The 21052-nt window shown below is 72.5% G+C and carries 19 protein-coding genes; 4 read left to right on the top strand and 15 right to left on the bottom strand.

What is annotated here, in order from left to right; genetic code table 11:
• Positions 1-118: 118 nt before the first annotated feature.
• A complete protein-coding gene (locus FHU37_RS21280) occupies positions 119-775 on the bottom strand; it encodes a hypothetical protein (RefSeq protein WP_179815720.1) in 657 nt (218 codons plus the stop codon).
• A 190-nt stretch (positions 776-965) separates the two neighbouring features.
• Positions 966-1331, bottom strand: coding sequence for a peptidase inhibitor family I36 protein (locus FHU37_RS21275; RefSeq protein ID WP_179815719.1), 366 nt, complete (start codon positions 1329-1331; stop codon positions 966-968).
• A gap of 328 nt (positions 1332-1659) precedes the next feature.
• Here FHU37_RS21275 and FHU37_RS21270 point away from each other — a divergent pair, with 328 nt between their 5' ends.
• The 3 genes from FHU37_RS21270 to FHU37_RS21260 are packed head-to-tail and all read left to right on the top strand — an operon-like array spanning position 1660 to position 4321.
• Entirely contained in the window at positions 1660-2496 is an 837-nt protein-coding gene (locus FHU37_RS21270; protein WP_179815718.1) for a CPBP family intramembrane glutamic endopeptidase, read from the top strand.
• Positions 2493-3665 carry a sensor histidine kinase gene (locus FHU37_RS21265; protein WP_179815717.1) on the top strand — a complete coding sequence of 391 codons (1173 nt, stop codon included), beginning with the start codon at positions 2493-2495 and terminating at the stop codon, positions 3663-3665. Before FHU37_RS21270 ends, FHU37_RS21265 begins: the two co-directional genes overlap by 4 nt.
• Positions 3662-4321 (top strand): response regulator, encoded by a 660-nt coding sequence (locus FHU37_RS21260; RefSeq protein WP_179815716.1) that lies wholly within the window; start codon positions 3662-3664, stop codon positions 4319-4321. Before FHU37_RS21265 ends, FHU37_RS21260 begins: the two co-directional genes overlap by 4 nt.
• Positions 4322-4404: 83 nt before the next feature.
• Here the strand turns inward: FHU37_RS21260 and FHU37_RS21255 are convergent, their stop codons facing one another.
• From FHU37_RS21255 to FHU37_RS21245, 3 genes are all read right to left on the bottom strand, one after another.
• A complete protein-coding gene (locus FHU37_RS21255) occupies positions 4405-4821 on the bottom strand; it encodes an SHOCT domain-containing protein (RefSeq protein ID WP_179815715.1) in 417 nt (138 codons plus the stop codon).
• Positions 4822-4892: 71 nt separating this feature from the next.
• The gene (locus tag FHU37_RS21250) at positions 4893-5306 is read right to left on the bottom strand and encodes a DUF7144 family membrane protein (RefSeq protein WP_179815714.1); all 414 of its coding nucleotides are present in this window, start codon (positions 5304-5306) and stop codon (positions 4893-4895) included.
• 95 nt (positions 5307-5401) lie between these two features.
• Positions 5402-6130, bottom strand: coding sequence for a hypothetical protein (locus FHU37_RS21245; RefSeq protein ID WP_179815713.1), 729 nt, complete (start codon positions 6128-6130; stop codon positions 5402-5404).
• A gap of 387 nt (positions 6131-6517) precedes the next feature.
• Between FHU37_RS21245 and FHU37_RS21240 the strand changes: the two genes are divergently transcribed.
• On the top strand, positions 6518-7807 hold the full coding sequence (locus tag FHU37_RS21240) for an ABC transporter substrate-binding protein (RefSeq protein WP_246450035.1): 1290 nt from the start codon (positions 6518-6520) through the stop codon (positions 7805-7807).
• Between the two features lie 87 nt (positions 7808-7894).
• Here the strand turns inward: FHU37_RS21240 and FHU37_RS21235 are convergent, their stop codons facing one another.
• From FHU37_RS21235 to FHU37_RS29120, 10 genes are all read right to left on the bottom strand, one after another.
• Positions 7895-8203, bottom strand: a complete 309-nt coding sequence (locus FHU37_RS21235) for a metal-sulfur cluster assembly factor (RefSeq protein WP_179816452.1) — start codon at positions 8201-8203, stop codon at positions 7895-7897.
• Between the two features lie 110 nt (positions 8204-8313).
• Entirely contained in the window at positions 8314-8787 is a 474-nt protein-coding gene (gene sufU, locus FHU37_RS21230) for a Fe-S cluster assembly sulfur transfer protein SufU (protein ID WP_179815712.1), read from the bottom strand.
• A 52-nt stretch (positions 8788-8839) separates the two neighbouring features.
• Positions 8840-10078, bottom strand: coding sequence for a cysteine desulfurase (locus FHU37_RS21225; RefSeq protein ID WP_179816451.1), 1239 nt, complete (start codon positions 10076-10078; stop codon positions 8840-8842).
• A gap of 149 nt (positions 10079-10227) precedes the next feature.
• The gene (sufC, locus tag FHU37_RS21220; protein WP_179815711.1) at positions 10228-10995 is read right to left on the bottom strand and encodes a Fe-S cluster assembly ATPase SufC; all 768 of its coding nucleotides are present in this window, start codon (positions 10993-10995) and stop codon (positions 10228-10230) included.
• Positions 10996-11002: 7 nt separating this feature from the next.
• Positions 11003-11365, bottom strand: a complete 363-nt coding sequence (locus FHU37_RS21215; RefSeq protein WP_179815710.1) for a non-heme iron oxygenase ferredoxin subunit — start codon at positions 11363-11365, stop codon at positions 11003-11005.
• Positions 11362-12618: a Fe-S cluster assembly protein SufD gene (gene sufD, locus FHU37_RS21210; RefSeq protein WP_179815709.1), complete on the bottom strand. Its 1257-nt coding sequence runs from the start codon at positions 12616-12618 to the stop codon at positions 11362-11364. Before sufD ends, FHU37_RS21215 begins: the two co-directional genes overlap by 4 nt.
• A gap of 99 nt (positions 12619-12717) precedes the next feature.
• The gene (gene sufB, locus FHU37_RS21205) at positions 12718-14130 is read right to left on the bottom strand and encodes a Fe-S cluster assembly protein SufB (RefSeq protein WP_179815708.1); all 1413 of its coding nucleotides are present in this window, start codon (positions 14128-14130) and stop codon (positions 12718-12720) included.
• A gap of 27 nt (positions 14131-14157) precedes the next feature.
• Entirely contained in the window at positions 14158-15045 is an 888-nt protein-coding gene (locus FHU37_RS21200; RefSeq protein WP_376773990.1) for a helix-turn-helix transcriptional regulator, read from the bottom strand.
• A 178-nt stretch (positions 15046-15223) separates the two neighbouring features.
• Complete coding sequence (locus FHU37_RS21195) at positions 15224-17119, bottom strand: ABC-ATPase domain-containing protein (RefSeq protein ID WP_179815706.1); 1896 nt, start codon at positions 17117-17119, stop codon at positions 15224-15226.
• A gap of 155 nt (positions 17120-17274) precedes the next feature.
• Positions 17275-20865, bottom strand: coding sequence for a S8 family serine peptidase (locus FHU37_RS29120; protein ID WP_446680296.1), 3591 nt, complete (start codon positions 20863-20865; stop codon positions 17275-17277).
• Positions 20866-21052 lie beyond the last annotated feature (187 nt).

Below are 21052 nucleotides of genomic sequence, written 5' to 3'. Positions count from 1 at the left end.
ATGCGAGCCACGCGCAGGCGTCCAACCGGCCGAACCCCGCCACCCGCCCGCGAAGCGCGGGCGGGTGGCGGGGTTCCGGTCAACAGCAGGCTCTAGGCCGTCGGTGACGGCGAATCGCTTACCCGCATTCGTTCGCCCAGTACTGGAGGGCCGCGTCGACATCGTCGCGGATCACGAGACCGTCGGTCCGCCAACCGTCCCGGATGCCATCCATGTGCCTGAATTCCGCGGGATGCTCGTAGAAGTACCTGCCAGCCTCGCGGAGCTCGTAGGGGGCGGCTCCCCCGTAGGCGATGCGCCTCATGTCCTCCATGTCCACCAGGCCGTCCGCCTGGGGGCGGGTGTACCCGCCGGTGTCGAATGCATGGAAGTTGTTCCGGACGACCGTCGCGTTGTGGCGAGAGGTCGGGCAATTCCCGGATTCCCCGCATTCGTTCGTCCAGTAGTCGATGGCCGCGTTGACATCGTCGCGGGTCACGAGACCGTCGGTCCGCCAACCGTCCCGGATGCCATCCATGTGCCTGAATTCCGCGGGATTCTCGTAGAAGTACCTGGCAGCCTCTCGGACCTGGGAGAGGGCGGATCCTTCGTAGGCGACGCGCCTCATGTCCTCCATGTCCACCAGGCCGTCCGCCTGGGGGCGGGTGTACCCGCCGGTGTCGAATAGATGGAAGTTGGCCTCGACGGCCGTCGCGTAGCGGCGGGACTCCGGGCACGACGCCGCACTCGCAGTCCCGGCGCCGAGGAATAACGAGCCAACGACGACGACTGCCATCGTGCCTGCTGCCAACAGTGAACGCTGGCGTTCTCCGGCCATTGAAGTCACCTTTCTTGGTGGCGATACAGTAAGGACACCTTACTGATCTTTCAGCGTATTCGCATTCACTTCGGCCGCCCTGAGGACCTGTATGAATGCCCGATCGTGCCTGCTTCGCGCGCCTCGCACGAACGGTCGACCAGCCGGCTCAGCCTCCGCAGCCACTGACCGAGATGGAGGTCACGGCGTTGTCGTACAGGTACAGGAGTTCCTGCTGCGCGCCCGCCGGGACGCTGTAGGGCCAGCCGTAGTAGTCCGCATCGAGCCAGATGCAGGCCTGACCGCCGCTGCGGTTCCACATCGAGCTGGCCCGATCGTTCCACGCCAGGCCGATGTTGGGGATGTCCACCGGATCGAGCTGCAGGACGTCCCCGGTGCCGTTGTGGCCGTCGAAGAGACAGATTTTGCCCGGTGCACAGGCGTTGTAGTCGGCCACCGCGGTTCCCGGAGTCGCCAGTACGGCGGTGGAGGCGATGACTGCTCCCAATACCGCAGTCCTGACCGCCAGTTTCATGAGTTTCCTCTCCCGTTGTCGCCCGTGGAAGCGCGGTCATGGTCACAGCGTCCAGCTGTCGCTTCTCCAGGGCACCCGGCCGGAACACGCTCCCCACGCGCGTGTGGTTCGCACACATCCCCAACCTACGGATTCGGCACCCCGGAGTCGTCACCCGGCGGTGGACTCCCATCCGTAGCTCGCACGGGGGACAGCCTCCACGGGCGCATGTTCCCCGTGCGGGCCACGCGCAGGTGTCCACCGCAGGGTGACGATTCCGGGTCGCCGAATCCGTAGCGTTCCGCACAGTCGCGACGCTCCGGTCGCGAAACTGACGGGGGGATTCCTCATGAGACTGGTCTGGCAGTTCCTGGCCGTCGCGGCCGTCGCGGCCATCGGCAGCCAGGGTGTTGCCGCGGTGCGGGACAACGCGTGGCTCACGCTGGCCCTGGGCGTCGCCACAGCCGTGCTCGCGGTGCTCGTCTACGGCTGGGTGGTACGGCGGACCGAACACCGCCCGTCCACGGAGGTGGCCCGGAAGGGCGCCGGGCCCACGATCGGCCGGGGCGCGCTGATCGGAGTCGCCATGTTCGGGGCCGTCATGGCGAACCTCGCCTGGCTCGGGCACTACGACGTCCACGGCCGAGGGTCGGTGACGGGCGCGGTGGGGCTGTTCGGTTTCATGGCCGCCGCCGCCGTGACGGAGGAACTGCTCTTCCGCGGCATCCTGTTCCGGATCGTGGAGGAGCGCGTCGGCACCTGGATCGCGCTGACGCTGACCGGTGCGCTGTTCGGCCTGGCGCACATGGTCAATCCGGACGCCACGTGGTGGGGAGCCGTCGCCATCGCCATCCAGGCCGGCGGCATGCTCGCCGCCGCGTACGCGGCCACCCGCAGCCTGTGGCTGCCGATCGGCCTGCACTTCGGCTGGAACTTCGCCGCGGCCGGCATCTTCAGCGCCGAAGTGTCCGGCAACGGCGCCTCGCAGGGACTGCTGGACGCGACGACGTCCGGCCCGCAACTCATCACCGGCGGAGACTTCGGGCCGGAGGGAAGCGTGTACGCGGTGCTCTTCGGCGCGCTGATGACGCTCGTGTTCCTGTGGCTGGCCCGCCGGCGCGGCCGTCTGGTGCCGTTCCGCGGGCGCGCCGACCGAACCGTCGCCGCCGCTACACTCGCCCGGTGATCAGTCTTCGGAGGGTCCCGGTGCTGTGGCGCCGACTCGACGTCACAGTCCAGGACCTTCCCCTCGGCCTGTTATTCCTGTCCCTGTCGCTCCTGCCGGCGTTCGACAGCCACGGAACGCAGTTCGGTGGCATGCCGCCCCGGCCCTTCGACGGGCTGGCCACCGTGGCCGTCCTCCTCGAATGCCTCCCGCTCGCCCTGCGCCGGCGCTGGCCCCTCCTCTGCCTCACCCTGGTGTCGCTCGGCTTCGCAGTCGACCAGCTGCGCGGCTACCACTCGGTCGCGGGCACCGCGCTGCTGGTCGCGCTGGTGAGCGCGGGATGTCATCTGGAACCGCACCGGCGCGCCGCCGCACTGCTGTTCTCCGCGGCGTACGTAGTGCTGTCCCTCGCCCTCCTCCGGCTCGGCCCGGGCGAACCGCCGAGCGAGTTCGTCACGTTCTACCTGGTACTGGCCTTCGGCTGGGGTGCCGGGGCGTGGCTGCGCTCCACCCGGGCCGCGGAGGCCGAACACCGTCGTCGCGTCGCCGAGGACACCCGCGCCGCCGAACGCGCCCGCATCGCCCGTGAACTGCACGACGTGGTCACCCACCACGTGACGGCGATGGTCGTGCAGGCCGAGGCGGCACGCTACCTGACGGCCGCGCCCGACCGGCTCGACCATGCCCTGACCGCCGTGACCGACACCGGCCGACGGGCCATCACCGACCTGCGGCACCTGCTCGACCTGCTCAACCCCGACCATGGCACCGGAACGGCGGAGCCGACCGAGCCCAGGACGCCGCCGGTCGGCAGGCTCCTCACGCTCGTGGAGCAGACGCGCTCGGCCGGGCAGCCGGTGGAGTTCACCGAGGAGGGCACGCCGGCCGAGTCGACGGGCAGCGCCGACCTGGTGGCCTACCGGGTGGTGCAGGAGTGCCTGACGAACGCCCTCAAGTACGCCCACGGCAGCCGCACCTCGGTCCGGGTGTGCCACGGCGCCAAGGAGATCACCGTGGAGGTCAGCACGGACGGTTCCGGCTCGCGGGTCCCGTCCCCCGGCGGGAGCGGCCGGGGCCTGGCCGGCCTGCGCCAGCGGGTCGACGTCCTGGGCGGCGAATTCAGCGCCCACCCGCGAACCGGCGGCGGCTTCGTCGTCCGGGCGCGGATACCCGCGGGGAGCCCGTCGTGAGCGCGCCGCTCCGGGTGCTGGTCTGCGACGACCAGCTACTGATCCGCACCGGGCTGGTGACGATCATCGACGCCCAGCCCGACCTGGAGGTGGTCGGCGAGTGCGCGGACGGGCAGACCGCCGTGGACCTCGCCGCCGAACTGCGCCCGGACGTCGTGGTGATGGACGTGCGCATGCCGGTGCTCGACGGCATCGAGGCCACCCGGCTGCTGGCCGGTGCCGGGGTGGCGTGTCCTGTCAAGGTGCTCGTGGTGACCACGTTCAACCTGGACGAGTACGTCTACGAGGCGCTGCGCGCGGGGGCGAGCGGGTTCCTGCTCAAGGACGCGCCGCCGGCCCAGTTGCTCCACGGGATCCGGACCGTGTCCACCGGCGCGGCACTGCTGGACCCCGAGGTCACGCGTCAGCTCGTGGGCCGGTACGCCGCCCGCATCCGGCCCGCCGAGGTGGCCCCGCGCGACATCCCGCTGACCCCCCGCGAAATGGAGGTCCTCCGCCTCATCGCGGACGGCCTGTCCAACAGCGAGATCGCCGCGACGCTGGTGATCAGCCAGGAGACCGTCAAGACCTTCGTCTCGCGCATCCTCACCAAGCTCGGCCTCCGCGACCGCGTCCAAGCAGTCGTCTACGCCTACCGCCAGGGCCTGGTGACCTGACGCGGGGGCCCGCCCGCACCGGGCCGGCGCACCATGAAGACGTCGATCGGGTGACGCAGTGGCCGCCGTGCCAGCAACAACGCTCAGTGCAGGATCTTCTCCTTGGCGCGCGCGAACTCGGTCTCGGAGATGTCCCCTCGTGCCTTGAGCTCGGACAGCCGCGTCAGCTGCTCGGCCTCGCTGGTGCCCCCCGCCTCGGCGGCGGTCTGCCGGAAGTAGCTGTGCACCGCCTCCAGTTGCTGCTGCGCGCGCTCGTTCTCCCGCCGTCCCATCTCCCGGCCACGGGCGATCACGTACACCAGGGCGCCCAGGAAGGGGATCAGGATCAGGAAGACGAGCCAGCCGGCTTTCGCCCACCCGCCCAGGGAGTGGTCCCGGAAGACGTCGGTGACCACCCGGAAGAGCAGGAACAACCACATGACCCACAGGAAGACCCACATCACCGTCCAGAAGGCGCCCAGCACCGGATAGTCGTACGCCAGCAGAAGATGCTCGTACATCGCCTCTCCTCACGGCCGGCCTTCCCGCGAGCCCGGCGGTAGGTCCGCGCACTCGGCGCGGGCGATGGCTGTCAGGAGTCGTCGCGTCGCTGCTCGCACAAAGCCCCGATGACGAGGACGTAGAACGCGATCAGCACGATCGACCAGATCGGGTAGTAGGGCAGCGACAGGAAGTTGGCCACCAGCAGCACCGCCGCGATCACCACGCCCAGGACGCGCGCCCACAGGCGGCCCGCGAACAGGCCCATGCCGACCACCACGGCGAGGACTCCCAGGAGGAGGTGCGCCCACCCCCAACCGGTCACGTCCCACGCGAACGTGTAGTCCGGGGTGCTCACGAAGATCTCGTCCTCGGCGATCGCCATGATGCCGCGGAGGACGTCGAGCACGCCGCCGACGATCAACATCACGGACGCGAAGACCACCAGCCCGTTCACCAGTGCTCCGGGGGCGTTCCGCTGCGGCTGCTGAGTTGTGGGTGACATCGGTCTCCCCGATTCTCCCCGAGGCCCCGCCCTTCCATTCTCACCCGTCGGGCCCCGGCCGCAAGCAGTCGGCCGCGCGCGGGGCCCGGGTCGGGTCAGCGCGCCCCGGTCCGCACCGTGCTGCGCAGGCGGAGCAGGAGGCGGCCGACGCCGAGCAGCGCGAGGACGGCCACCGGGGCGGCGACCAGCAGGCGGTGGTCCTCGATCCACGACACCACCGCGCCGAACTGGGCGGCCAGGCCGTGCGCGGCGGCCAGGTAGCCGGCGGTGGAGGCCACGGTTCCGGTGGCCGAGCAGGCCAGGAAGTGCCGCAGGCGGCAACTGCCGAGGCCGAGGGCGATCACCACCGGGGTCCCGGAGTACACGGTGGACAGGGCGAGGAGCCCGCGCCGGGTCCGCATCCCGTCCACCACGCCGAGCAGCCCGCGCCCCGGGCGGACCAGGGCGGCGACCCGGGTGCCGTGGTGTCGGGCGACCAGGAAGTAGCTGGTGTCGATGAGGATCCGGGTCGCCGAGCCGAGCAGCAGCGCGGCGACGAACGGCGCCTGGGCACCGGCCAGCAGCAGCGACTCCGGCCCGGGGCGGAGGGTGAGCAGCAGCAGCGGGGCGCTGCTGAGCAGCCAGGGGGCGGCGACCAGGACCCCGTTGGAGCACACCAGCGCGAGGACCAGCAGCACCGGCGCGACGGCACGCTCCAGCCGGCGGCGCCGGGCCGCACCGACGCCCGGGAACGGCGTGCCGGTGAGCGGGGTGGGGGTGAGCGGGGTGGGGGTGAGCGGGGTGGGGGCGGGGCCGGGGATCAGCGGGGGGCTGTCTGTCGACACAGACGGTCCTCTCGTCGGGTGGTCCGCCGCCCATCCTGCCCGATGAAAGGCCGCCAGGCAGCCGGTCGTCGTGCCGGTTCGGTCACGTGGGGGACGCGCCGCGCACGCGTCGGCCGGGCACCGGCCGGGCGCCGTCGCGTGCGGCGCGGTGGCCGCCGCAGCCCCGCGAAGGCGCTCTTCTGAAACGGTCAGCCGCACGGCATGTCCACAGGAGGCCAGCCGGTGCACACCATCTGACCTGCTCGGATGCGGCTGGGAGAGGACCGAAACCGAATCGCGACCGTCCAACCCCATTGACGAGCCCACGACCTAATGCAACGTTTCAACGCCACAGGGCGGTGTGCACCGCCCGTGCTCGCACCTGCAGAGTCGGAGGAAGGCGTGGAGATGAGTGGAGGCAGACGAGGCGCGGCGCGCGTCCGTCGGGCCGGGATGGTCGGCCTGGCGGCGCTGGCGCTGCTGGCCACCGGAACCGCCTGCAGCGGTGGTGACAGCGGCGGGGACGGCACCGTGACCATCCGCTACACCTGGTGGGGCAACGCCGACCGCGCCGAGCTGGTGCAGCAGGCCATCGACCTGTTCGAGGAGCGGAACCCGAACATCGACGTCCAGCCGAGCTTCTCCGAGTTCGAGGCGTACTGGCAGAAGCTCGCCACCGAGTCCGCCGGCGGCGGCGAGCCGGACGTCATCCAGATGGACATGGCCTATCTGCGCGAGTACGCGGACAAGGGCGTACTGCTGGACCTCTCCCAGGGCGAGGCCGCGGAGAACCTCAACACCGACGACTTCCGCGGCGGCCTCGCCGACGCCGGACGGATCGACGGCGCCCTCTACGGCGTCCCGGTGGGCGGCAACGTCTTCTCCCTGATCTACAACCCGGCGGTGTTCGAGCAGGCCGGCGCCCCGATGCCGGAGGTGGGGTGGACCTGGGAGCAGTACTGGGAGGCGTTCGAGCGCATCGACGCGGAGACCGACATCAAGGGCGGCTCCGGCTACGCCGGCGTCTTCTACGCCCTGGAGATGCAGCTGCGCCAGCAGGGCGCCGCGCTGTTCACCGAGGACGGCGAGCTGGGCTTCACCCGGGAGCAGCTCGCGGACTTCCTCCAGCAGGAGGTGGACCTGCGGGAGGACGGCCTGACCGTGGACCCGCAGCGGGCGACGGAGCTGAAGCCGGTCTCCCCCATCGGCGGTGACATCTCCGCCTCCGAGTTCACCTGGGACAACTTCCTGACCCGGTACGCGGGCGAGACCACCACCGAGCTGGCGCTGGGCCCGGTGCCCACCTTCGACCCGGCCAGCACCGGGCAGTACCTGAAGGCGTCGCAGCTGATGAGCGTCTCGGCGCGCAGCGAGCACCCGGCCGAGGCGGCCATGCTGATCGACTTCATGGTCAACGACCCCGAGGTCGCGAAGATCATCGGCGCCAACCGCGGCATGCCGCCGACCAACGCGCAGCTGGAGGCGGTGGAGTTCGAGGGCGTGGACGCCATGGTCGCCGAGTACGAGGAGCGGATGGCCGAGTTCCTCGCCCCGGCGCCGCCGGCTCCCCCGGCCGGCGCGGGCACCATCGAGGCGTCCCTGCTGCGGATCGGCGAGGACCTGAGCTACGGCGAGATCACCGTGGACGAGGCCGTCGACCAGTTCTTCACCGAGGCCGAGGACACCCTGGCCGGCTGAGCTGACACCCTGCTCGGCCGAGCGCGCACACGACGAGTGGGGGCGGCCCAAAGGCCGCCCCCACTCGTCGTACCGCCGTCACGGGTCTCAGACGTTGAAGCCGAGCGCCCGCAGCTGCTCGCGGCCCTCGTCGGTGATCTTGTCCGGGCCCCACGGCGGCATCCACACCCAGTTGATCCGCAGGTCCTTGACGATGCCGTCGGTGGCGCTGCGCGCCTGGTCCTCGATCACGTCGGTGAGCGGGCAGGCCGCCGAGGTCAGGGTCATGTCGACGGTGGCGACGTTGTCCTCGTCGATGTGCATGCCGTAGATCAGCCCCAGGTTGACCACGTCGATGCCCAGCTCCGGGTCCACCACGTCGTACAGCGCCTCGGTGACCTCCTCGACGGTGGCCAGGGCGACACCGCCGCCGGACGCCGCCTCGCCGCCGGCCGGCCCGGCCGCCTCGGCCGCGGGGGCCCCGGTGGCGCCGCCGTCGGCGGGGTTGGTGTGCTCGGTCACGCCTACTACTCCTTCGTGTTGCCGGCCGTGGCGGCCAGGGCCTGGGAGGTGGCGTCCTTGAACGCCATCCAGCTCAGCAGGGCGCACTTGACCCGGGCCGGGTACTTGGAGACGCCGGCGAACGCCACGGCGTCCTCCAGCACGTCCTCGTCCGGTTCGGCCTGGCCCTTGGACTGCATCAGCGCCAGGAACGCCTCGCCGGTCACGTTCGCCGCGGCCACCGGCCGGCCGACCACCAGGTCGTTCAGCACCGAGGCGCTGGCCTGGCTGATCGAACAGCCCTGGGACTCGTAGGAGACGTCCTCGACCAGCGGGGAGCCGTCGGCGCCCGCTCCGATCTTGACCCGCAGGGTGATCTCGTCCCCGCAGGTGGGGTTGACGTGGTGCACCTGGGCGTCGTACGCCTCCCGCAGCCCCTTGCCGTGGGGGTTGCGGTAGTGGTCCAGGATGATCTCCTGGTACATGCTGTCGAGCTTCACCTCGGGTCCTGCCTGCCTGTCGGTCGTGGTGTGGGGGGCGGCGCCAGGGATGTCAGCCGAAGAACCGCCGCACGTATTCCAGGCCCTCCACCAGGGCGTCCACGTCGTCCTTCCCCGAGTACAGGTAGAAGGAGGCGCGGGTGGTGGCGGGCACCTCGTAGCGCAGGCAGACCGGGCGCGCGCAGTGGTGGCCGACGCGCACCGCGATGCCCTGCTCGTCCAGCACCTGCCCGACGTCGTGCGGGTGGATGTCGCCGAGGGTGAAGGAGATCGCCGCGGCGCGGTCCACGGCGTTGGCCGGGCCGATGATCCGCAGGCCCTCCACCTCCTTCAGCCGGGCGACGGCGTACTCGACGATGGCGTGCTCGTGGGCGGCGATCTTCTCCATGCCGATCCCGGTGAGGTAGTCCACCGCCGCGCCCAGGCCCACGGCCTCGGCGATCGGCGGGGTGCCCGCCTCGTACTTGTGCGGCACCGGCGCGTAGGTAGAGCTGCTCATCGAGACGGTCTCGATCATCTCGCCGCCGCCGAGGAACGGCGGGAGGTCCTGGAGGAGCTCCTGCCGGCCCCACAGCACGCCGATGCCGGTGGGCCCGCACATCTTGTGGCCGGTGAAGGCGACGAAGTCGGCGCCGAGCTCCTGCACGTCCAGCGGCATGTGCGGGGCGGCCTGGGAGGCGTCGATGACGACCAGCGCGCCGACCTCGTGGGCGCGGCGGACGATCTGCTCCACCGGGTTGATGGTGCCCAGGATGTTGGAGACCAGGACGAAGGAGACCACCTTGGTGCGCTCGGTGATCACCTGCTCGATGTTGGACAGGTCCAGCCGGCCGTCGTCGGTCAGCGAGAACCACTTCACGCCCGCGCCGGTGCGCTGGCCGAGCAGCTGCCACGGCACGATGTTGGAGTGGTGCTCCATCTCGGTGATCACCACGTCGGTGCCGGGGCCGACCCGGTAGGGCTCGTCCGCCCAGCCGAGCAGGTTGGCCACCAGGTTCAGCGACTCCGAGGAGTTCTTGGTGAAGATCACCTCGTCGCGGCTGGGGGCGTTGATGAAGGCGGCCACCTTGTCGCGGGCGCCCTCGTACAGCTCGGTGGCCTCCTCGGCCAGCACGTGGATGCCCCGGTGGACGTTGGCGTTGTGCTGCTCGTAGTAGCCGGTCAGCGCGTCCAGCACGGCCCGCGGCTTCTGCGAGGTGGCGGCGCTGTCCAGGTAGACCAGGCGGCGCCCGTCGTGGACGGCGCGCTCCAGGATGGGGAAGTCTTTGCGGACGGCGTCGATGTCGAGCAGCTCGGCAGCCGTCGCCGGGGCGGTGCGGGTGGTCACGTGCGGTTCCTCCAACAGGTGCGTGGCGACGGCGAGGGTGAGACGCGGCCTCCTCCCTCCCCACCTTGCTCCCCTCCGGCGGGGAAGGGGAAGGCGGGGAGGGAGGAGAGGGGTCACTCGGCGGCGGCGCCGGCCTTGACGTACGCCTCGTAGCCCTCGTTCTCCAGCTTCTCGGCCAGCTCCGGGCCGCCCGACTCGGCGATCCGGCCGGCCGCGAAGACGTGCACGAAGTCCGGCTTGATGTAGCGCAGGATGCGGGTGTAGTGGGTGATCAGCAGGGTGCCGACCTGCCCGGTCTCGCGGACCCGGTTGACGCCCTCGGAGACGACGCGCAGCGCGTCGACGTCGAGGCCGGAGTCGGTCTCGTCCAGGATGGCGACCTTCGGCTTGAGGAGCTCCATCTGGAGGATCTCGTGCCGCTTCTTCTCACCGCCGGAGAAGCCCTCGTTGACGTTGCGCTCGGCGAAGGACGGGTCCATGTGGAGCGCCTCCATGGCCTCCTTGACCTCCTTCACCCAGGTGCGCAGCTTCGGGGCCTCGCCGCGGATGGCGGTGGCGGAGGTGCGCAGGAAGTTGGAGACGGAGACGCCGGGGACCTCGACCGGGTACTGCATGGCGAGGAAGATGCCGGCGCGGGCCCGCTCGTCCACGGTCATCTCCAGGACGTCCTCGCCGTCCAGGAGCACGGTGCCGCTGGTGATCGTGTACTTGGGGTGACCGGCCAGCGAGTACGCCAGGGTGGACTTGCCGGAGCCGTTCGGGCCCATGATGGCGTGCGTCTCGCCCTGCTTCACGGTCAGGTCGACGCCGCGCAGGATCTCCCGGGCGCCGTTCTCGGCCTCGACGGAGACGTGCAGGTCGCGGATCTCAAGGGTTGCCATTGCTTGCTCAGGGCTCCAGCGTGTCGGAGTGGGGTGCGGGGGAGACGAGGACGGAGGCCTCGGGGCCCTCCCCTTCGATGATCACGGGGTAGGTGGGGATCGGCCGGCTGGCGGGCGGTCCGGACGGCTTGCCGGTGCGCAGGTCGAACCGCGACCCGTGCAGCCAGCACTCGATGGCGCAGTCCTCGACCTCGCCCTCGGAGAGCGAGACGTTCGCGTGCGAGCAGATGTCGTAGACCGCGTAGACCTCGCCCCCGGTGAGCACCACGCTCACCGGCGTGCCGGAGACGTCCACGCGCAGCGGCGTGTCCTCCTCCAGCTCACCGAGGGAGCAGGCGCGCACGTAGCCGGGGTGCGTGGGTTCGGTCATGCGACGGAGCTCTCCAGTTCGGCCTCGATCTTGGCCAGCAGCCGCTCCTGCACGTCGGCGACGCCGATCTGCTGGACCAGCTCGGCGAAGAAGCCGCGGACCACCAGGCGGCGGGCCTCGTCGGCGGGGATGCCGCGGGCCTGCAGGTAGAACAGCTGCTCGTCGTCGAACCGGCCGGTGGCGCTGGCGTGGCCGGCGCCGACGATCTCGCCGGTCTCGATCTCCAGGTTGGGCACGGAGTCGACCCGGGCGCCGTCGGTGAGCACCAGGTTGCGGTTGAGCTCGTAGGTGTCGGTGCCCTCGGCGGCGGCGCGGATCAGCACGTCGCCGACCCAGACCGCGTGCGCCTCGTTGCCCTGCAGGGCGCCCTTGTAGGCGACGTTGGAGCGGCAGTGCGGCGTGTCGTGGTCGACGAACAGGCGGTGCTCCAGGTGCTGGCCGGCGTCGGCGAAGTACAGGCCGAGCAGTTCGGCCTCGCCGCCGGGGCCGGCGTAGCGCACCCGGGGGAAGAGCCGCACCAGGTCGCCGCCGAAGGTGACGACGGCGGAGCGGAAGGTGGCGTCCCGGCCGACCAGCGCGTTGTGCTGGGCGGCGTGCACGGCGTCGTCGGCCCAGTCCTGCACCGAGACCACGGTGAGCCTGGCGCCGTCGCCGACCAGGAAGTCCACGTTCTCGGCGGTGACGCCGGTGCCGGTGTAGTCGAGGATGACCACGGCCTCGGCGAACGCGCCGACCTCGATCACGGTGTGGCCGTAGACGGTGCCGCCCTCGCCCTGCACGGTGACGTGGACCGGGCGGTCCAGGACCCGCTCGGCGGGCACCGAGACCACGGTGGCCTTGTCGAAGGAGGTGTACGCCTGGGCGGCGACCCGGTCCACCGGCTTGCCGGCGCGGCCGACCCGCTCGTCCTCCCGGGAGACCGTCTCCACGGTGACGCCGTCGGGGGCGTCGACCGAGACGGTGTGCGCGCCGGTCGCGGTGGCGGTGCCGTCGTGCAGGCCCTTCAGGCGCGACAGCGGGGTGAACCGCCAGTCCTCCTCGCGGCCGTGCGGCACGGGGAAGTCCGCCACGTCGTAGGACTCGGTGCCGGCGGCGCGGTTCGCCGCGACCGTGAACTCGTTGCTCTGCAGCCGTCCGGTGCCGGGGCCGGCCAGCGGCGCGCCCGCGCCGCTCTCCCGCACCTCGATGGACCCCGCGGTGGTGGAGGAGCCCCCACCGCCGACGCCGCTGCCAGTGTCGGTAACGTCAGCCATCGCTGTCGCCTGTGCTCACTTCCGGTGTAGGCCCCGGGACGCGGACGCGCCGCGCCCCGGGGCTCGATGAACTTCGCTGCTGTCGGGGGAGGTCGCCGGTCAGCCGACGGCCCCCTCCATCTGGAGCTCGATCAGCCGGTTCAGCTCCAGCGCGTACTCCATGGGCAGCTCGCGGGCGATCGGCTCGACGAAGCCGCGCACGATCATCGCCATCGCCTCGTCCTCGTTCAGACCGCGGCTCATCAGGTAGAAGAGCTGGTCGTCGCTGACCTTGGAGACGGTGGCCTCGTGGCCCATGGAGACGTCGTCCTCGCGGACGTCCACGTACGGGTAGGTGTCCGAGCGCGAGATGGTGTCGACCAGCAGCGCGTCGCACTTGACCGAGGAGCTGGAGCCCTCGGCGCCCTCGGCGATCTCGATCAGGCCGCGGTAGGAGGTGCGGCCCCCGCCGCGGGCGACCGACTTGGAGACGATCGAGGACTTGGTGCGCGGCGCCATGTGGACCATCTTGGCGCCGGCGTCCTGGTGCTGGTCCTCGCCGGCGAAGGCGATGGACAGCGTCTCGCCCTTGGCGTGCTCGCCCATCAGGTACACGGCCGGGTACTTCATGGTGACCTTGGAGCCGATGTTGCCGTCGATCCACTCCATGGTGGCGCCCTCGTAGGCGACGGCCCGCTTGGTGACCAGGTTGTACACGTTGTTCGACCAGTTCTGGATGGTCGTGTACCGGCAGCGCGCGTTCTTCTTCACGATGATCTCGACGACCGCCGAGTGCAGCGAGTCCGACTTGTAGATCGGCGCGGTGCAGCCCTCGACGTAGTGCACGTAGGCGCCCTCGTCGACGATGATCAGGGTCCGCTCGAACTGGCCCATGTTCTCGGTGTTGATCCGGAAGTAGGCCTGCAGCGGGATCTCCACGTGCACGCCCTTCGGCACGTAGATGAACGATCCTCCGGACCACACGGCGGTGTTCAGCGCGGCGAACTTGTTGTCGCCGGCCGGGATCACCGTGCCGAAGTACTCGCGGAAGAGCTCCGGGTGCTCCTTGAGGGCCGTGTCGGTGTCGAGGAAGATGACGCCCTGCTCCTCGAGGTCCTCACGGATCTTGTGGTAGACGACCTCGGACTCGTACTGCGCGGCGACACCCGCGACCAGCCGCTGCTTCTCCGCCTCCGGGATGCCCAGCTTGTCGTAGGTGTTCTTGATGTCCTCGGGCAGCTCGTCCCAGCTGGTGGCCTGCTTCTCGGTGGAGCGCACGAAGTACTTGATGGTGTCGAAGTCGATGCCGGACAGGTCCGAGCCCCAGGTCGGCATGGGCTTCTTCTCGAAGAGCTTCAGCCCCTTCAGCCGCAGCTTGGTCATCCACTCCGGCTCGTTCTTCTTGGCCGAGATGTCCCGGACGACATCCTCACCGAGGCCACGCCGGGCGGCGGCACCCGCGGTGTCGGTGTCGGCCCAGCCGTACTCGTACTTGCCCAGGCCCTCAAGCTCCGGGTGAGCGGTCGTGGTCATCGGTGGTTCCTCCCGGAGGCCGTCACTTCAGTGGTCCGTTGCGTCGTGGTCTTGCTGGTGGTCCCGGTGGGGGCCGGGGGCGCCGTCCCCCCGCGGGGCGGGTGGCCGGGCGGGCGGCGGGGCGCCGGAGCGCACCGCCGGTGGCACGTACGTGGTGCACACCCCGTCGCCGTGGGCGATGGTGGCCAGCCGCTGCACGTGGGTGCCGAGCAGGTGGGAGAACAGCTCGGTCTCCGCCTCGCACAGCTGCGGGAAGCGCTCGGCGACGTGCGCGACCGGACAGTGGTGCTGGCACAGCTGCTCACCGGTGACGCGCGGCCCACCCGGTCGGGCGGGGCCTGCCGCGCTCCGCCCGGTCGGGGCGGGCGCGGTGCGGGCGGTAGCAGCGTACCCGTCGGCGCTCAGCGCCTCGGCCAGCGCCTGGACGCGCCCGCCGGGGCCGGCGTCGTCCACCCGGCGCGCGTACCTGGCGGCGGCGTCGGCCAGCCGTGCCCGGGCGAACACCGCCACGGCGTCCGCCCCGGCGCTGCCGCCGCCGGCCAGCCGCGCGATCCAGTCCAGCGCCTCGACGGCGAGCCGGTCGTACTCCTGGTAGAAGGTGTCACGGCCGCAGTCGGTGAGCGCGAAGACCTTGGCCGGGCGGCCGCGGCCGCGGCGCTCGCCGCGCGGGCGCTGCTCGCGCGCCTCCACCAGTCCCTCGGCGAGCAGGGCGTCGAGGTGCCGGCGGACCGCCGCCGGGGTGAGGTCGAGGCGCTCGGCCAGCGCCGCGGCGGTGGACGGGCCGTGGTCCAGGATGGACCGCGCCACCTTGTTGCGGGTGCCGCGCTGACTGTCCAGACCGGGCGGGGCAGCGCTCACCACATCGGCGGCCACCTCGGCCGCCGACGTCGCAATCCGCTCTCCGCTCGATTTCACAACGCCATTGTTGCGTAATTCGCCGGGGAGCGACAAACGGATGCCGGGGCGATCTGGTGTTTTCGGTCACTCAGGTTAGGCTGCCCTGACCTGCGCAAACATCGACTTCGGCCACCGGGCCGGGGCAGCGGCGGCGCCGGAGGGCCCGGAGCGGCCCGCGCCCGGCACCGCCGCGTGGTCAGTCGATCACCCGCAGGGACCGCAGCCGGTTGAGCGCCGCGGCCACGTCCAGCCGGCGCGGCACCGCGAAGTCCCCCGGGTAGCCCCCGCGCAGCGCGCCGACCGGTTCCGCCTCCACCGGACCGTCCCCCTCGGCCTCCACGGCTGGCTCCGCGGCCGGCTCCACGGCCGGCTCCACGGACAGCTCCGCCTCCAGCAGGTCCAGCGCCTCGGCCAGCGTCCGCCGGCCGTCCAGGTGCCCGGCCCGCACCAGCCGGTCCAGCGCCAGGCCGATCCCGGTGACCTGCCCCGCGTCGGCCAGCTGCTCCACCGCCCGCAGGTCGATGTCCTGCTCGCCGAAACCCAGCGCGTCCCGGCCGTGCGCCCGGATCTTCCGCCGCCCGCGCACCACCGGATCCACCGACCGCGGATCCGGCACCCGCGAGCCCACCTCCGGGAAGACGTCCGCCTCCACCGCCCGCCCGGTCGGCACGGCGGCCAGCTCCCGGGCGCGGGCGGTGACGTCCAGCGGCCGGAACGCGTCCATCATCACCACCCGGTCCGCCACGTCGATGTAGTCCCCCGAGCCGCCCATCACCAGCACCGTGGACACCCCCCGGTCCCGGTGCAGCGAGCGCACCAGGTCCACGAACGGCGTCAGCGGCTCGCGGTCCTTCGCCACCAGCGCCTGCATCCGGGCGTCCCGGATCATCAGGTTGGTCGCCGCGGTGTCCTCGTCGATCAGCAGCAGCCGCGCCCCCGCCTCCACCGCCTCCACCAGGGCGGCCGCCTGGGACGTCGAACCGGAGGCGTTGTCGGTCCGGAAGGTCCGGGTGTCCGCGCCCGTCGGCAGGTGGTCGACGAACGCCGAGACGTCCACCCCCTCCACCCGGCGACCGTCCTCCGCCCGCACCTTCGCCGTCCGCGGCAGGCTCACCACCAGCTCCCGCCCGTCCCCCGGCACGTGGTCGTACACCCCGCGCTCCAGCGCCCGCAGCAGGGTGGACTTGCCGTGGAAACCGCCCCCGACCACCAGGGTGACGCCCTCCGGCAGCCCCATGCCGGCCACCCGGCCCCGGTTCGGCAGCTCCACCTCCACCCGCAGCGACTCCGGCGAGCGGAACGGCACCGCGCCCGGGGCCGCCGGGCGGTCGTCCACCCCGCTGCGCCGCGGCAGCACCGAGCCGTCCGCGACGAACGCCACCAGGCCGAGGGAGGGCAGCATCCGGCGCAGCGCGTCGGTGTCCTCCACCGACTCCACGAACCGCCGGGCCGCCTCGGCGTCCAGGGCGTCGTGGCGCAGGCCGGCCACCGCCTCGGCCAGCTCCCCGCACAGCGCCCGCTCGGCGCCGTACCCGTCGATCCGGCGGCCGTGCCCGGGCAGCTGCACCCCGAGCCGGAGCGTGACGGCGCCGTCCGCGTCCACCTGGCAGGAGCTGCGCGCCAGCACCTCCTGGCGTCCGGCGTCCACCCGGCAGGCCGAGCCGCGCAGCGCCTCGGCGGCCGTGCGGGCCAGGAAGCCGGCGAGCGCGCGGCGGCGCACCGCGGTGGCGCACAGCTCCGGCGGCATCTCGGTGAAGTGCGGGCCCATGTGCACGGCGACCCGGCTGGGCGGGGCGAACGGGTCGGACTGCACCTTCTCGATCTCCAGCACCACCGCGGGCGGCGCGCCGGCCGTCAGCCGCCAGCGGCCGGTGAGCGACTTGTAGCGGCCGTAGGAGGCGCCGTCCATGGCGCGCAGCTCGGCCGCCAGGTCGGAGCCGAGCCGGTCGGCCCCGCGCGGCGGGTCCTCGTGGGCGCGGCCGTCCTCGCGGCGGGACCGCCCGCCGCCGTACCGCTCCCGGTAGTAGGCCCCCGCCCCGGCTCCCCGCCTGGGGCCGCCGCCCCCACGTCCGTATCGATCGTCGGATCGCATGCGCCCCGTCCCGTCGTGTGACTGCTCGACGGGCCCATCCTCGCGCAACCGGGCGTCGCGACACGCGCGGGCGGGGGGCGGCACGGGAAGGGCCCGGCCGGTCGGGCGGCGCTCGACCGGCCGGGCCCCCGGGGACCCGGTGCGCTACCGGCGGATCAGCCGGCGAGGTCCGGGCGGTCGGTGACCCGGACCGCGTTCACCAGGGGCTTGCCGGTGGAGGAGACGAAGCGGACGTTGAGCGTGCCGTCGGTGACCTCGACCGTGTAGGAGCGCTGCACCGCGGTGCGGCTGCCGGCCTCCAGGGCGATGTCCAGCGAGGGCAGCACCTCGGTGCCCTCGATCAGCACGTCGAACACCCGGGTGTCCGGCCTCTTGTTGCGGTCCGGCTCGGCGAAGCCCAGCTCCACGGTGTAGGTGCCGTTCGGCACGCCGTCGAAGCGGTACTCGTACATGCCCTCGCGGGCGGTGGAGTACAGCCACGGGTCGTCGGTGCCGGCGATGGCGGCGGAGGTGGAGCGCACCGAGGAGGTGCCCTGGTAGCCGTAGGAGCCGGCGGTGTAGGCCCGGTCCCCGGTCCAGGTGTCGCCGGCGCCGTCCACCCCGCTGGTGGAGGGGCCGGCGCCGCTGTCCAGGGCGACCCGGTAGCGCGGCACGACCACGGTGACCGGCACGCTGACCGCCGGCGCCCGGCCGCTGTCGGAGAGCACCAGCACCTCCGCGGTGAGCACCGAGCCGGGCGCGGCGCCGGCCGGGTCCACCGAGACGGTCAGCGTCGTCCCGGCGCCGGTGGACAGCTCGGTGGTGCCGAGCCGGGCGTCGAGCCAGGGCACCTCGGCGACCTCGCCGGCCACCGCCTCGGAGAGCGCCACCGGCGTGGCGGCGCCGCCGTTGTCCACGGCCAGGGCGCGGGTGCGCTGCTGCCCCTCGGGCACCACGACGGTCAGCCCGTCGGCCGGGGCGGCGACCCCGACCAGTCCGGTGGTCAGGGCGGCTGAGGCCTCCGCCAGGCCGCCGCCGGGCACCCGGAGCGTTTCGGTGACCGGGGCGTAGAACGGCGCCTCGTAGCTGACCTGGTAGTCGCCGGCGGGCGGGGTCAGGCTGTAGCTGCCGTCCTCGCCGGTGGTGGCGGTGACCGTGCTGGCGCCGGTCAGGGTGACGGTGGCGCCGGCCACGCCGAGGCCGTCGTTGGCGTCGGTGACGGTGCCGCGCACCAGGCCGGTGCGGGTGCCGCGGAGCGTCAGGGCGAAGCCGTCGGTCAGCACGGCGGAGTTGAGGGAGTACTGGAAGGCGTCGGTGCCGGCGCCGTTCTCCAGGCCGATGGTGGCGCCGGAGCCGGCCGCCGCGCCGGAGCCGGTGGTGCCGGCGTAGTGGTAGGCGACCGTGCCGTCCTCGCCGATCACCGCGGAGAAGGAGATCCGGGTGGCGCGGTCGCTGTAGAAGGAGACGTCTCGCCACTCCACCACGAAGCGGCGGTTGGGGGCGGTGCCGAGGGTGGCGGTGTAGACGCCGGCGGAGGCGTCCACGTAGAGGTCGTCCCAGAACGGGTACAGGGCGCCGTTGGGGGTGCCGGTGTAGGGCAGGGCCCGGTTGGCGCCGGTGGTGGAGGTGGCGCCGAGCGCGAGCACGCCGTTGGTGGTGACGTAGCCGCGGCTGTAGGTGGTGCCGTACAGCGGCACGGAGAACGGCAGGGTGATCGGGGTGGAGACGTCGTCGCCGGTCAGGGAGAGCCGGGTGGTGCCGGCGGGGTAGCCGCCGCTGCCGACGGAGCAGGCGTAGCCGTAGGCGTCGGTGCGGGCCGGCAGGGCGAGGTCGGCCACGACGTCGCCGGAGACCTCCACGGCGGCGGTGGCGGTGCCGGCGCAGCGTCCGACGGGCGTGGCGATGAGCTGGTAGGAGCCGTGCGGCAGGGTGAGGGTGTAGTGGCCGGCGGCGTCGGTGGTGGCGCTGACCGGGGTGCCGGCGGCGGCCACGGTGCTGCCGGCGGCGGGGCCCTCCGCGCCGGTGACGGTGCCGGAGACGGTGGCCGAGGGCGCCTGCTCCAGGGTGAAGTCGGCGGTGGTGGTGGCCTCCTCGGTGACGGTGGCGGTGCCGGTGGCGGCGAAGTAGCCGAACCGGCTGACCTCCACGGCGTACTGGCCGACCATCAGCCTCGGCAGGGTGAAGGTGCCGTCGGCCGCGGTGGTGACGGTGCGCTCCAGCGGCCCCTCCACGCTCACGGTGGCGCCGGCGAGCGGCGCGCCGCCCGCGGTGACCGTGCCGGCGATGGTGCCCAGCGCCCCGCGCGGGGTGGCGTCGACGGCTGCGTAGGCGTCGATCCTGCCCTCACCGAAGACGTTGTTGTCGGCGGCGGTGCCGCCGCAGGTGGTGTTGGCGGCGTCGCGGGCGGTGGAGTCGAGCAGCGCGGCGGTGGCGTCGATGTCGCCGAGCAGGGCGGGCGAGGCCGACCACATCAGCGCGACGACGGCGGCGGTGTGCGGGGAGGCCATCGAGGTGCCGGAGAGGCTGCCGTAGCCGCCGCCGGCGGTGGCGGAGCGGACGTTGACCCCGGGCGCGGCGAGGTTGGGCTTGATGTCGCCGTCGCGGCCCGCGCCGCGGGAGGAGAAGGAGGCGATGGCGCCGGAGGAGTCGTAGGCGCCGGAGCTGTAGCTGTCCGGGTAGATGCCCGGCGAGCCGCTGGTGTTGCAGGCCGGGCCGCTGTTGCCGTTGGAGAAGGCCGGGAAGATGCCGGCGGCCCGCCAGGAGTCGACGATGTCGCTGTACCAGGGGTCGTAACCGGAGCCGCCCCAGGAGTTGTTGACGACGTCGGGGGCGAGGTCCGGCCGCGGGTTGCCGCCGGCGAGGTCGGTGGGGGCGACGATCCACTGGCCGGCGGCCAGCAGCGACGCCTCCGAGCAGGAGCTGGACTCGCAGCCCTTGGCGGCGATCCACTTCGCGCCCGGGGCGACGCCGATGGCGTTGGCGCCGCCGTCGTCGCCGACCATGGTGCCCATGGTGTGGGTGCCGTGGTTGTTGTTGTCGCAGGGCGCGTCGGTGGCGCAGACGCCGGCCGGGTCGAACCAGTTGTAGTCGTGGCTGACCGTGCCGTCCGCGGCCCGGCCCCGGTACTGGGCGGCCACGGCGGGGTGGTCGAACTGCACGCCGGTGTCGATGTTGGCGACGACCACGCCCTCGCCGCGCACCCCGAAGTCGGCCCAGACGTCGTCGGCCCGGATGTCGGCCACGTTCCACTCGACGGCGTTCACCGAGGGCTCGACGGTGCCCTCGACCGGCTTGGGCAGCGGCAGCGCCTCGTCCGCGTCGACCGCGCTGACCTCGGGGAGTTCGGCGATGGTGGCCAGCAGCTTGGCGTCCCCGGTCACCTGGACGGTGTTGGATATCCAGAACGGGGTGTAGTCGGCGCCGACCGCGTCGAGCAGCTCGCGCAGCCCGGCCTGGGACTCCTCGGCGTACTCGGTCTTGGCGCGGAAGACGGCCGCCGCCCGCTCCTCCTTGCTGTCGGCCTCGGCGGTGGCGGCGTCGATGTCGGCGGCGCCGGCCAGCCGCACCCAGAAGGTGGTCTTGCCGTCCTCGGCCAGTTCGGCGAGGACGGCCGGCTCGGTCTTCTCCTCGACGGCGGTGGCGGGGGCGGAGGCGGTGGGCAGCGCGGCGGCGGCGCCGGCGCCGGCCAGCAGGGGGCCGAGCAGGGCGGTCAGGGCGGTCAGCGGTACGGCGAGCGTTCGCCGTCGTCGGGACGTGGGCGGCAACACGGTTCTCCTCGTCGTCGCCGGCGGGGGTGGCCCGCCGGGCAGGGCAGGGAAGGCGCGCGTGGAACCTGTCCGCGGATCCGCGACGCCCCGGCGGCCGGGTGAGGCGCCGGGCGGGCAGCGGGGAGGACGCCCCAGCGTTTCAGGTGATGGCCCGTCAGAAAAGCCGCCGGGGGTGGCGGAGAACCGC

Origin of the sequence: Allostreptomyces psammosilenae (assembly GCF_013407765.1) — a bacterium.
GTDB lineage: Bacteria > Actinomycetota > Actinomycetes > Streptomycetales > Streptomycetaceae > Allostreptomyces > Allostreptomyces psammosilenae.
This window is presented reverse-complemented; position numbering and strand designations above follow the sequence as displayed.